The sequence below is a fragment of the Streptacidiphilus jeojiense genome (assembly GCF_000719095.1).
GTDB classification, from domain to species: domain Bacteria; phylum Actinomycetota; class Actinomycetes; order Streptomycetales; family Streptomycetaceae; genus Streptacidiphilus; species Streptacidiphilus jeojiensis.
This window is the reverse complement of sequence record NZ_JOEH01000005.1, coordinates 201,947-215,916: the sequence shown is the minus strand read 5'-3', so window position 1 is coordinate 215,916 and position 13,970 is coordinate 201,947. Positions and strand designations below refer to the sequence as shown.

3 protein-coding genes are annotated in these 13,970 nt (G+C 68.1%); 1 reads left to right on the top strand and 2 read right to left on the bottom strand.

Annotation, left to right across the window (positions count from 1 at the left end):
- On the bottom strand, nt 1–2,026 hold a 2,026-nt coding region (locus IF29_RS0108540), incomplete at its 3' end, for a right-handed parallel beta-helix repeat-containing protein (protein ID WP_030251858.1).
- A gap of 134 nt (nt 2,027–2,160) precedes the next feature.
- Nucleotides 2,161–7,080, bottom strand: coding sequence for a beta strand repeat-containing protein (locus tag IF29_RS48465; RefSeq protein WP_030251855.1), 4,920 nt, complete (start codon nt 7,078–7,080; stop codon nt 2,161–2,163).
- 330 nt (nt 7,081–7,410) lie between these two features.
- Here IF29_RS48465 and IF29_RS0108530 point away from each other — a divergent pair, with 330 nt between their 5' ends.
- On the top strand, nt 7,411–13,968 hold the full coding sequence (locus tag IF29_RS0108530; protein WP_157623654.1) for an RHS repeat-associated core domain-containing protein: 6,558 nt from the start codon (nt 7,411–7,413) through the stop codon (nt 13,966–13,968).
- Nucleotides 13,969–13,970: the final 2 nt, after the last annotated feature.

The following is a 13,970-nucleotide window of genomic DNA, read 5'->3' as shown; positions in this document are numbered from 1 at the left end:
CGGCTGCGCCGGGGCTGGCGGTGAGGGCGATGGTGCCGTCGGCGGCGACGGGGACGGTGACCTGGTTGGCGACGGTCTGGCCGCGGGTGTAGTTGAGGTTGGAGGCGGTGGGGGTGGCGGTGCCGCCGGGGTGGGCGGTGGTGTAGCCCGCGGCGGTGGGGGTGGTGGCGGTGAGGTTGAGGACCACGGCGGTGACGCCGGTGGCGGGGACGCCGTGGGCGCCGGTGACCTTGAGGTTGAGGGTGCCGCCGGCCGGGACGATGGCCTTGGTGGCGCCGGTGCCGTTGCGGGTGTCCAGGATGCGCACCGGTCCGTCGGGGACGTAGGAGCTGCCGACGGTGATCTGCTGGGTGGTGGTGGCGGTGGCGCCGGTGTAGTCGGTCTCGGTGACGGTGACGGTGCGGCGGCCGGGGGTTGTGTAGGCGTGGGTAAGGGGGCCGGGGGTGGCGGTGTCGGTGACCGGGGTGCCGTCGCCGAAGTCGGTGCGGGTGTCGGTGATCTGCCAGGCGTCGGTGGAGCCGCTGGTGTCGGCGGTGTAGGTGTACGGGGTGGCCGGGGAGTGAGTCACCGTCAGGTGCGGGACGAGCGGGGCCGGAGCGGTCACTGTGGGAGCCGCGAGGACGTATTTGCGTGACGCGCCGCCAGGGCTGGTTGCGGTCACGATGATGGTGTCGCCGCCCTTGGGGGTTGCGGCGGTGTAGGTGTGCGTTGCGGTGGGACTGTCGCTGGTGACCGGGGTGGAGCCGTCGCCGAAGTCGAAGGTGTAGGTGATCGCGACGTTCCAGGGGTTCTTCACGGCGGCCGTGGCGGTGACGTTCAGCGGGTAGGGGCCCTTGGCCGGAGTCAGGTCAACGCTGGTGAATGTCAGCGGGTTCTGGGCCTCGTAGGCGCCGCGGTCCGTGTAACCGGTGCCGGTGCCGGTGTTGGTCACCAAAGGGTCGTCGACTCGGGCGAGGCCGCGCAGGTCCAGGGCGGGAGCCGCGGCGGCGTCGGCGGAGTCGATGGCGGGCGAGCCCTCGGTGGGGGCGTAGCCGTTAAGGAGGGGGTCGGCTTCCAGGTCGTGCGCGCCCTGGGTAGTGGCGGTGTTGAGGGATGCGGGGTCGCTGTACGCGGTTCCGGCCCATTGGTAGGGGGCGGTTGCGTAGGCGGTGCCGGTGGTGGCGGAGTGGACCAGGTTGTAGTCCAAGGCGGTGCCGTCAGTTGCGGCGGCGTCCACGCTGATCTGGGCGGTGTCGGTGGTGGGGGCGCAGTAGGAGCCGGCTGTGGCGGTGTTGACGATGTTGTTCTTCATCGTGGAGCCGGTTGAGGTGCCGGCCAGGTGGATCGCGTCGGCGCAGGAGTCCAGCACGGTGTCGTTGACCAGGACGGTGCCCGGCGCGTCGGTGGCGGTCACGGCAGATCCGGCGAAGGGGTCGCTAATCGCGTCGTCGCTCAGCACGGTGCCGCTGACGCCGGCGCCGATGCTGACCTGGTCCCGGCTGGCCTGGGCGATCGTTTCGCGGGTGAGAGTGACCTGGCCGGTGGAACCGGACAGGGCCACGGCCGGCTGGGTGGCGGTGAAGGTGGCGCTGGGCGATCCGATGCTGCCGCGCTGGATGGTGATCCGGTTGGAGTCGGTGATCGACAGTGCGGTCCCCGTGTTGTAGAGGCCGATCTTGCCGTCGACGACGATGTCGTGCGCGCCGGAGATGGTCAGCGACGGACCGCTGCTCGCCTCGATGTCCGCGAACGATGTGGTGGTGAAGGTGATCGGCGCGTCCGGTGTGCCGGAGTGGGTCAGTACGACGGGGGTGCGGCTGAGGTAGTCGGGGCCGATCTGCACGGTGTCCCCGGGCTCGGCCCGGTCGGCAGCGACCTGGATGCTGCACAAGGGCTCGGCGGCGGTGGCCGGGCCGGTGTCGGAGCAGTCATTGGCCATGCTGACGTACAGGGTGCTGCCGGCAGCGAAGGCTACGGGGTTGGCCAGGGTCAGCCCGGCCCCGGTCAGGGCCAGGACGGTGGAGACGGCCAGGGGACGGATATGCATCGCGGGCTCCGGGAGTATGGCGCTCATACGCCCGGGAGCCGGGCGTCATGTGCCGATATGGATGTGAGGTGGGTCGGGAACGGCGTCCCAGGGCTGGATGCCCAGCCCTGGGACCGCCCGTTGGTGATGGGGTGTCAGTTGAAGTAGCCGCTGCAGTCGACGATGAGGTCGGTGGTGCCGGTGCTGTGGTTGGTGATGTTGATCTGGTCGGAGGAGTCGGTGGGGGTCAGGGCGAGGTTGGCGATGGTGTCGCTGGCGGAGAAGTTGACGTTTGAGGTGATGGGCGGGGTGGTTCCGGAGTAGGCGGTGAGGTAGCCGCCGGTGCCGGTGTTGGTTGCGGTCAGCATGGTGACCAGGGTGGGGGTGGTGGCCGTGGTCACCTGCTGGGTGTCGGAGGCGCTGACCGTGTAGGTCGCGCCGGGGCCGGTGGCGGCGAGCGGGGCGACGCCGGATGCGCCGGTGCCGTTGCGGGTGTCGACGAGGCGGGTGGGGTTGACCGCGTGGTAGGTCTGCCCACCGGTGGTGCCGGTGGTGTAGTAGCCCGAGATGTCGACCAGGATCGCTGTGGCACTCCCAGCGTTGTGGATGCTGATGGTTCCGTTCGTGCCGATGGGGATGTCCGCCGACATGGAGGACAGGGCGCTGGAGGTGTCGTAGGTCAGGCTGGTGTCGGCTGTGGGAGCGGCTCCGGTGGCGTAGGCCTGGAGGTAGCCGGAGCCCGTGGCGCTCGCCGTGGTGAGGTTGGCCGCCACAGCGGTGGCGTTGGCCGGAACTCCGGTCAAGCCATCGATCTTGAGGGTGAACGTGGTGTTGGCCGGCACGGTGCCGGTGGCACTGAGCCCGGTGGTGTTGGCGGTGCTGCTGCGGGTGTCCAGTGCCCGGGTCGCGGTGGACAGGGGGGTGTACGTCTGGTCACCCGTCAGCCCCGCATCGGTGGTGAAGTATCCGGTGACGTCGACGATCAGGGCTGCGGTGTCGGTGGTGTTGCCGTGGGTGAACAGGTCGATCTTGCCGTCCGGGCCCACGGGGACGATCTGGTAGCCGGTGACTGTGGTGTTCGCGGCGAAGTTGGTGGACGAGGTGATGGGGCGCTGGGTTCCGTCGGCGTAGGCGGTCACGAACCCTGAGTCGGTCTCGTTGACGGCGGTGACGTCGATGGCGACGGCCGTGACGGAGGCAGGGATCTTGGTGGGGGCTTCCCTGGTGGACGGGGCGACGGTGTCACCGCTGATCTGCAGGGGGAAGGTGGATTCTCCGGGCACAGTGCTGGTGCCGGCGGTGACGCCGTGGGCGTAGGTCAGGCCGCTGGCCGTGCGGGTGTCCAGGATGCGGGTGGGCGTTACGGCCTGGTGGTAGCTGCCGGGGGTGTAGGGCTGGCTGGGGGCCAGGGCACTGCCGTTCCAGGCCTGGGCATCGGCGAGTTGACCGTCGTAGAAGTCGCCGCGGGTCGAGTTGTGGAGGTCCGAGCCGAGCGTGAAGTTGCCGGTAGCACCTGTTGACGGGGCGGTGTGGGTGCCGGTGGCGACGAAGATGTCGTCGACGTAGAGGTTCATGACCCCGGCGCTCGCGCTGAGCTTGGTGTACGTCGCGGTCAGGTGGGTCCAGGCACCGAGTTGGACGGTGCCGCCGCCGATGGAGTCGAAACTCCAGGCTGCGCCGTTACCGGTGTTCAGGGCGAAGCCCCAGCCGCTGGCACCGGCGGACAGGCTGAAGCCGGAGTTGGCCGCTCCATCCTGGGACAGGATGGAGGTGCTGTAGCTGGTGGGCTTGGCCCAGACGGACACGGTGAAGCTCTGCGTCAGATCCACGGCTTTGCCGGTGGTGTGCAGGTAGCCGGACTTGCTCGCATCGAGGGCGACGTCGGGGTCGAACAGGTCACCGGTGTTGGCGGTTACGCCCGCGGTGCCGGTCAGTGCGAGCGCTGTGGAGGTGGTGGCGTCGCTTGCGGTGAGCTTGCTGGCGTCGTAGTCGGCGAGCGACCAGTTGTGGGTGGCGCTGCTGAGCGTCTGGGCGGCCTGTGCAGTCAGGGCGGTGCCGTTGAACAGGTAAGCGGTGACGTGGCCGGTGGAGTCGACCTTGCGCAGGTCGGGGGTTCCGTCGCCGTTGAGGTCGGCAGCCTGGAGCACGGGTGCTGCGGCGGTGGACCAGTCACCGCTCGCTGCCTTGAGCGCGGTGACGGCGGTGCCGTAGGCGAGCTGCTGCAGGTCGCCGGGGCTGTAGTAGTACAGGCCGTCGTTGCTGCCGCTGGCGTCGCGAGCGAACAGAGCGGGCAGGCCGCCGATCTGGGTGGTGGTCAGTGTCCAGCCGGTCCAGTCACCGGTGCCTGCCGGGTTGGTCGCTCCGAGGTCCAAGGCGTTGTCGGGGCCGGCGAAGGCGCCTGCGGCAGGGTCGGAGGCCTCGTCGAGCAGGTGCCCGTTCAGCACCAGCAGTAGGTCGGCGTAACCGGTTGTCGGGTTCCCGTTGAGGGTGTTGTACAGGCCTCCGCCATTGGCGACGCTCGTGGCCTTGTCGCCGGCGGCGTCGCTGAATGGGGTGTTGGAGAGATTGCTCGAGTTGTCGGAGGTGGGTGTGGTGAAGGCTGAGCCGTCTCCGTTGCCGTCCAGGAGGAAGCCGTAGCCGGTGCTCGGGTTGTAGTCGACGACGTCGTTGAAGCCGTTGCCGGTGTTGAAGTGGCCGGTGATGGCCTGGGTGCCGTTCCAGTCGCTCGCGGTGCCGGCGGTGTTGAGGCCGGGGCCGTCCGGGCCGATCTGGGTTGCGGCGGTGGCGATCTGGGTGCTGTTACGTCCGTTGGCCAGCCACAGACCGGGGGGCAGGTTGGCCTGTCCGCCGACCACGGTCAGGTCCGCGGTGCCGTCGCCGTTGAGGTCACCGTCGGCTGCCGGGGTGGTCAGTGGCGCTGCGTAGATGTAGCACGTGCGGGTCTGGCCGATATTGCCGCCGGAGGAGACCGAGGTGACGGTCAGCACGTTGGTGCCGCGGGTGGGGGTGAGGGTGATGGAGCCGCTGGTGGACAGGGGGGCGCCGGCGTTGAGCTGGTAGAGGTAGCTGGCGGGGGTGCTTCCCTTGGCGTTCGCGACGACGGTGAAGGTGGCCGGGGTGCCGACCTGGTAGGTCACCGGTGACGTGGGGTCGTTGCAGTCCTTGCCCGACGAGTCGTTCACGGTCGGAGCACCGGGGCTGGTGGGATCGTAGGTGAAGGCGCAGGTCTTGGAGGGGCCGACTGGGTAGGTTCCGTCAGTGACCGAGGAGATCTGCCAGGAGACTCCGGTTGTCGATGTCGTGCCCAGCCATTTGTCGAGGTTGGCCTCGGTGAGGGTGTAGACGGCGTTGTGCCCGGAGGGCGCGCTGACGGTCTGGGTAGTGATGTTGGCGCCGCCGGACGTCTTGAAGATGTTGAAGGTGGCGCTGAGGGTGCCGCCGTCCGGGTCGGACACGCCCGCGTCCAGGGTGATGTCGCCGTGGCCGAGAGTCTTGACGCCACCGGTGCAGGTGCTGGCGGGTGAGGTCGTCAGGTTGGTCGGGACGGCGGGCTTGTGGTCGAAGGTGGTCGACATCGACATGGTCGAATGGTCGAACCGCTTCCAGCCATTCGTGTCGTTCTCGTCACCGGCACGCAGACCCAGGGTGATCTGGGACTGGAAAGTGGACTGGTTGGCAGCGCTCTGCATGGCCGCAGTCGTGTTCCAACCCACGGATGCGGCGGGGCAGGAACTGGACTGCCCGTGGGCAACGGTCTTGGAGTCCAACTTGCTCTGCCATGTCGGCTGGTGGTCCCAGGTGGTGGCGGAACTGATGGCGCCGGTCTGCCAGAGTTCGACCGGAGATGCAGTACACGAATAAGAGAAGATTTCGGTCGCGTAGAACGTGGACGAGAGCACCTGGGCACCCTTGAGGCGGCCGTCCACACTCAACTGGGCGAACGTCCGGGTCTGGTGAGCAGGCGTTTCCCAGCTCTCGTAGCCCACACCCAGGCCGGCGGCGTCGGTGTTCTTCCAGAAGCTGGTTCCTGAGTAGTAGGACTGGACGTACGTCCACGCCTGCAGGGTTCCGCCGCCGGCGGTGTAGGACGGGTCGATGTACAGCGGGTACACGGTCGACTTGCCGGTCAGCATCGAGGCGTCGGGGGTCAGCTGGATCTTCCCCGACTGGTAGCGGGCCTTGATCCCGGCCACATGGGCGGCCCGGCCGGGGGCGGCGGCACTGGAGGTGGCCGGTGCGCCGTCGGAGGAGCCTGCCGGGGCAGATGCTGACGGTGTCGAGGTCGGCGACGCATCGTTGACGGTCGCGCCGGCGGCCGGCGTCGGAGCGGAGGACGTGGCGGAGTCCCACATGCGCGGAGCGGGCGCGGCGAAGACTGTGAAGCCGCGCGAGTCCTTGGCGGCGATGTTGCCGGCGGTGTCGGTGGCCAGGGCCACACCCTTGCTCTGGGCGGTGAAGTCCAGGCTCGCCAGGTCCGGGTTGGCTGCTGCGACAGCGCTCTTGACGACCAGGACCTCGGAGAAGCCGCCCTGGTCGTCGGCGGTGACCTGCAGGTCCACCCCGGGCAGGACCGCAGCGTAGGTGGCGGTGTCACCGGACACGGTGGGGGTGGGCAGGCTGGGAATGGACGACGGCAGCGTCAACGCCAGGGAGCGCCCGTGGTCGTTCATCACCGCCAGCGGCCCGTTGCCGCCGTCGGACAGAGACAGGTTCGTGGTCGACAGGCTCGGGGAGAGGGTTCCGTCGCTGTTGCGCGACAGGTCGGCGTCCAGTGCCTTCCATGCTCCGCCGGTGTACTTGCGCACCGGCTGTGCTGACTGGTTGAGCGTGAACGAGCCGTCAGGATTGGCGGTTTCGGTCTCTGTGGGCGTGGTCGCCGCGTCCACGGCCACCTTGGTTCCGCTCGCCTTCGCACGTGCTGAGGCTGTGGTCTCGTCCACCAGGACCTTTGACGAGGTGCCGGCCCCTGCGCCGGTCGCCGCGTGCGCGGGGGATATGGCGGCGGTGAGCGATGCCGCGCTCAGGGCGGCCGCGAGGCTGGCGGCGAACGCGCGCCGCAGCGGAACAGGTCTCAACAAGACGAGCACCTCTTACTGGTTCTGTGGATCCGGCACGCGGGCGGCGTGAATCGGGAAACGCCGCTTGACCTGGGGCGTGACACAGCTAGTGGACACGGTCAGCAGGCCCACAGCTGGCTCACTAAGGATGCAAATGTCCGTTTTTCTAATGGTTCGCCGACGGATCTCTTGCGGAACTCTTACCTCCACTTGTGAAGAGATGTCCGGAATAGTCCGTTCCGTTTGTCGACGAACCTCTGCCATAGTCACAGCCGCAGCACCGGCTCTGAACAGCTGGTTCGTTCGTCATGCCCATCGGGCACCCAGAAAGACAGGGCGGGGTTGGCTATGGGCCGAATCGCGTGGTTCCGGCAGCGCACGCACGGCGCGCGAGTGCGCCGACAGTGGCTGAGCGCACTGACGGTCCTGGCACTGACCACCCCGCTGATCGCGGCCACCGGCCCCGCCATCGCCTCCACCCACGTCGGCGCGCCCAAGGCCGCCGGGGTGACCCCGGTGAGCGGCGTGACCACCCTGCAGCCGAAGAAGGCCAAGGTCACCGACCAGACCACCCGCGCCTATCGCGCCGGTGCCACGACCTGGCCGACAGCCTCCTCCGCCCAGTCCCCGCTCACACCCGGGGCATCAACACCGGCAGATGGCTCCTCAAGTCCCGTCTGGGCCAAGGGCATAGCCCCGAAAACGGGCGCCTATCAGGGACCGACGAACGTCGCGGTCCACGTCCAGCCCCACGCCGACGCGAGCAAGCTCGGCATCGCCGGCGTCGTCTTCAGCGTGGGCGCCACCGACGGCCGCAAGGGCGACGTCCAGGTCGGCCTCAACTACAGCAGCTTCGCCCAGGCCTACGGCGGCAACTACGCCGACCGCCTGCACCTGGTCCAGTTGCCGGCCTGCGCGCTGGCCACCCCGCAGCTGGCGAGCTGCCGTACACAGACACCGCTTGCCACCACCCGCGACACCAAGTCCGAGAACCTTTCGGCGACCGTCGGTCTGACTCCCGCGCCTGCGTCCCCCAAGGGGGCCGATGGAACCGTGACCAAGGCCGCACTGACCACTGCGGTGGCCACAGGCGCGGACACGGTCCTGGCCGCGACCTCGGCCAGCGCCGGCAGCGGTGGCGCGGCTGGAACCTACTCGGCCACCTCGCTGAGCCCTTCGGGCTCCTGGGCGCAGAGCGGCTCCTCGGGGTCGTTCACCTACTCCTACGACATCCAGCTCGCCGACGCCTCCGGCGACCTGAAGCCGACCGTCGCCCTGTCCTACGACTCCGGATCGGTGGACGGCAAGACCTCCGCGACCCAGGCGCAGTCCTCGTGGGCCGGCGACGGCTGGGACACCCCCGACTCGTTCATCGAACAGGGCTTCGCCTCCTGCTCGGACAGCCCCGAGGGCAGCGCCTCCCCGGTGGCCACCAACGACCAGTGCTACGACGGTCCGATCCTGACCCTGTCCTTGAACGGAGCGTCCACCTCACTGCTGAAGGACGCCGCAGGCAACTGGGTCGGCGCCGACGGCGCGGGGGAGAAGGTCACCCACGTCACCGGCTCCAACAACGGCTCCGGCACCTACAACACCGACTACTGGACCGTCACCGACCGCAACGGCACCACCTACCAGTTCGGCCGCAACGAGCTGCCCGGCTGGACCTCGGGCAAGGCCACCACCAACTCGGTCGACTCGGAGCCGGTGTACTCCGCCCACTCCGGTGACCCCTGCTACAACGCGGCCGGGTTCACCTCCTCGGTGTGCACCATGGCCTACCGCTGGCACCTGGACTACGTCACCGACGCCCACGGCAACGCCATGTCCTACTGGTACAACCAGGACACCAACTACTACGGCGAGGACAACGGCGCACACAACGTCTCCTACGTCCGCGATTCGCACCTGGCCCGTGTCGACTACGGCTACCGTGCCGGCGGCGCCTACGGCACCGTCCCCGACCAGGTGGTGTTCACCACTGCCAGCCGCTGCACCGCCACCACCTGCGACCCGTTGTCGGCCACCACCGCGGCCAGCGAGTACCCGGACGTTCCCTTCGACCTGGTCTGCGCCTCCGGTGCCACCTGCACGCCGTACAGCCCCTCGTACTTCTCCACCGTGCGGCTTTCCTCGATCACGGTGCAGCAGTACTCCACCACCGCCTCCAAGTACCAGGCCCTGGACACCTACACCCTTGGCCAGTCGGAGCCGGCGACCGGCGACGGAACCTCACCGACCCTGTGGCTGTCCTCCATCACCCATGAGGGCGACGACACCACCGCCGGTGGCTCCAGCAGCCCGATCAAGCTCCCGGCGGTGAAGTTCACCGGCATCGACCTGCAGAACCGCGTCGACACCAGCAACTTCCCCGGCCTGTACCGCTACCGCATCGCCTCGGTCACCAGCGAGACCGGTGGAGTGACCTCGGTCAGCTACGGCCTGCCCGACGCCTGCACCACCGCGTACGTGGGCACCGCGGCACCGTCCAGCAACACCAAGTCGTGCTACCCGGTGTCGTGGACCCCCAAGGACTACACCGCGCCGATCACCGACTGGTTCCAGAAGTACGCCGTCACCCAGGTCCTGCAGACCGACACCACCGGCGGCGCGGTCGCCGAGGAGACCGACTACACCTACAACGGCGGCGCGGCCTGGCACTACGACGACAACGAGGTCGTCAAGGCCAAGTACCGCACCTGGGGCCAGTTCCGCGGCTACGCCAGCGTCGAGACGCAGACCGGCGACGGCAGCAACGACCCCAAGACCGAGGCGGTCACCTCCTACTACCGCGGCATGGACGGCGACTGGCTGTCCTCCAGCTCCACCCGGTCGGTCTCGGTGACCGACTCCCAGGGCGGCAACCACACCGACAGCGACCAGCTCGCCGGCCAGCCGCTGGAGACCACCAGCTACAACGGCACCGGCGGCCCGATCGACCACTCGTCGATCATCTCGTACTGGATCTCGGCGCCCCTGGCCACCCGAACCCGCGCAGGCCTGCCCGACCTGACCGCCAACGCGACCGCACCCGCCGAGACCTGGACCCGCCAGGCCACCACCGACGGCGGCACCAGCGGCTGGCGCACCACGGAGACCGACACCAGCTACGACGCGGCCACCACCAGCGCCACCTTCGCCCTGCCGACCTACAGCTACACCCACACGGTGCCGGCCACCAGCGCCTACGACCAGTGCACCAGCACCGCCTACGCAGCCGCCAACACCACGCTCAACCTGGTGGGACTGGTCTCCTCCAAGGAGACCGACTCGGTCGCCTGCTCCGGGTTCACCGAGAACTCGACCCCTTCCGTGCCCAAGGCCCTCAACACCCTCGCGGCTCCGGTCACGGTCAGCCGTCCGGCGCAGGTCGTGGCCGCCACGCAGACCTTCTACGACGACCCGGCGTTCTCCACCACGTTCCCGCAGACCGTCGCGCCGACCGTCGGCGATCCCACCATGATCCGCACCGCCTCCGACTACACCGGTGGCGCCTTCGCCTGGCAGACCTCGGCCCAGACCACGTACGACAGCTACGGCCGTGTCCTGGCCTCCAACGACGCCAAGGGCAACACGACCACCAACACCTACACCGTCAACGCTGTCGGACTGACCACGGGCACCAGCACCACCAACGCCAAGAACCAGAAGACCAGCACCACGATCGACCCCACCCGCGGTCTGATCCTCACCACTACTGACGCCAACGCACTGACCAGCACCGTCCAGTACGACGCGCTGGGCCGCGCCACCTCCACATGGCTGCACAACCGTCCCACCACCGCACCGGCGGACGAGATCAATGCCTACACGGTCTCCCAGAGCGGGCTGTCCGGAACCACCACCCAGAAGCTGAACGACTCCCTGGGCTACGCGACCTCGGTCTCCATCGAGGACTCCCTGGGCCGCACCCGCCAGACCCAGACACCCACGCCGCAGGGCGGCCGCCTGATCACCGAGTCGTTCTACGACTCCCACGGCTGGGTCCGCAAGAAGAACAACAGCTACTGGGACTCCACCGCCGTGCCCACCCTGGCACTTGTCTCGGTGCAGGACTCCCAGATCCCCAACCAGGACGTCTACACCTTCGACGGCCTGGGCCGCACCGTGGTCGACGACTCCCAGCAGTACGCCCTGCTCAAGCAGGAAACCAGCACGGTCTACAACGGGGACTCCACCACGGTCATCCCTCCGACCGGCGGCAGCGTCAAGACCACCCGCACCGACCCCATGGGCCGCACCACCGAGGTCGACTCCTACACCGTCGCACCGACGCTGACCAAGCCCGCCAACACCTTCACCGGTACCTGGTACACCACGGGGGGCACCAGCAACCCGATTGCCTATGGCTACGACGGCCACGGCAACCAGGCCACCACCGCCAGCGCCGGCAGCACCTGGACCACCAGCTACAACCTGCTCGGACAGGCCGTCAGCAAGCAGGACCCTGACGCCGGCACCTCCAGCATGGTCTACGACGCCAACGGCAACCTGACCCAGACCACCGACGCACTGGGCAAGTCCGTCTCGTACACCTACGACAAACTGGACCGCAAAACCGCTGAGTACGCCGCCACCACGGCAACCCAGGCCGCCGGCAACGAAACCGCCTCCTGGGTCTACGACAACGACAACGCCGTCTCCGGCGTCACCGACGCCATCGGCCAAGTGACCACCGAAACCGCCTACAACAGCGGCAACCAGGACGTCACCCAGCAAATCGGATTCAACGTCTTCGGCGAGTCCCTCGGCGAATCCGTGACGATCCCAGCAGCCCAAGGGTCGCTCGGCGGCAAGACCTACACCTTCAAGCACACCTACAGCACCACCACCGGCCTCCTGGCCACCGACAACTACCCCCTCGGCGGCGGTCTCCCCAGCGAGGTCGTCACCCACACCTACAGCACCGCCCTCGACCTGCCCTCCGGGCTCGCGGACACCAGTTACGGCTACGCCCAGAAGACCAACTACACCGCCTACGGCCAGATCGCCCAGGAGACCCTCGGCTCCGGCACCAACCTCGCCTACCTCACCAACGGCTACGACCCCCACACCGGGGCGTTGACCGACCAGCTCACCAGCCGCACCACCACCCCGGCCCCGGTCGACGAACAGGCCTACACCTACGACCCGGCCGGCAACCTCACCCAGCAGGTCTCCACCCGCATGGGCGCCACCAGCGCCACCGAGACCCAGTGCTACCAGTACGACCAGCTCGACCGCCTCACCCAGGCCTGGACCGCCAACGACTCCTGCGCCGCCACCCCGACCACCAGCAGTCACACCACCGTGGGCGACCAGCTCTCCGGCGGCGCCGCCTACTGGACCAGCTGGAGCTTCGACATCCTCGGCCAGCGCACCAGCCAGGTCGACCACTCCACCACCGGCGGCACCGACACCACCACCGGCTACACCTACAACGGCAACAGCACCAGCCAGCCCCACACCCTCACCAGCACGCAGGCCAGCGGCGCCAGCACCACCGCCACCAGTTACACCTACGACAAGGACGGCAACACCCTCACCCGCAACACCGCCGCCTCCGGCAACCAGACCCTCAACTGGAACAACGCCGGCCAACTCACCCAGGTCGCCGGCGGCAAGAGCGGCACCACCAACTACATCTACGACGCCGAAGGCAACGTCCTGCTCCAGCAGGACCCCACCTCCACCACCCTGTACCTGCCTGGCGAACAACTCACCCTGACCGGAACCACCACCACCGGAGTCCGCTACCTCGCCCTGCCCGGCGGCGGCACCGTGGTCCGCACCGGAACCGGCGCGGCCTACTACTTCGAGGTCACCGACCAGCACGGCACCAGCAGCCTGTACCTGGACAACACCGCCCAGACCCCCACCTGGCGCCAGTTCACCCCCTACGGCGACACCCGTGGCACCGCCGTCACCTGGATCGACAACCGCGGCTTCCTCAACGCACCAGCCGACGCCAACACTGGACTCACCCAACTCGGAGCCCGCCAGTACGACCCCACCATCGGACGCTTCATCAGCCTCGACCCCCTCTTCGAGGCAACCGACGACCAACTCCTCAACGGCTACAGCTACACCCGAGACAACCCCATCGGCCAAGCCGACCCCAGCGGCCTGCGCCCCCTCGGACCCACCGACGGAGGCACCAGCGCCGACAACGCCTGGGCCGCCGAACGCGGCATGACGGCCGGCTACACCGTCACCAACGGCCACTACAAGTGGACCCAGGTCGTCAAGCACGACGCAGCCAGCCGCACCAGCTACGCCCGCTACCGCGCCAACCCGGCGCACTACATGATCGACGACAACTACGCCAAGGCCGCCGCAGCCCGCGAAGCCAAGGTCTATCAGGACCGTCTCGCCGCCGACGAACGAGAAAACGCAGCGCGCGCACAGGCAGTCAAGGCGGCACAGGAACACCAGTCAGGATCCGGCTGGAAGACCCTGTTGGGCGCAGGCGCAGTAATCCTCACCGGCCTCAATATTGCCCAAGGCGGCCTCGACCCCATTACCGATGGCCTTGAAGTCGCAGACGTCAGCGCCCTGGCCACTACGACAGCTGAGGACGGCGCAGAAGCAGTCGGGGGAGGTGCGCGGTTCGCTGTCGACTCCAATGGGACAGCGACGGATCTCGTTGAGGGTGATCCGAATATTCTGGACAGGAATCCACTCGAAGGCACAAGGTACACTGGGAAGGTGTTGAGGCAGGCGGCGACGGGAGATTATCACGGATTTCCTGAAATCGCCGATACAATACCCACCATGCGCAATACGACAATCGAGTCGGGGGGTGACGGTATTCCAAGAATGCATGTGCGACTGCCGGGCGAGTACGACGGGAAGCAAGGCTTCTTTCATTGGATCATTGAACAAAATGGAAATGTGAATCACCGCCTATTTACGCCAGGAGGATAGAA

What these genes read in the sequence shown, in the direction of transcription:
- IF29_RS0108530 (WP_157623654.1), top strand. Translation starts at nt 7,411, where the DNA reads ATGGGCCGAATCGCGTGGTTCCGGCAGCGCACGCACGGCGCGCGAGTG.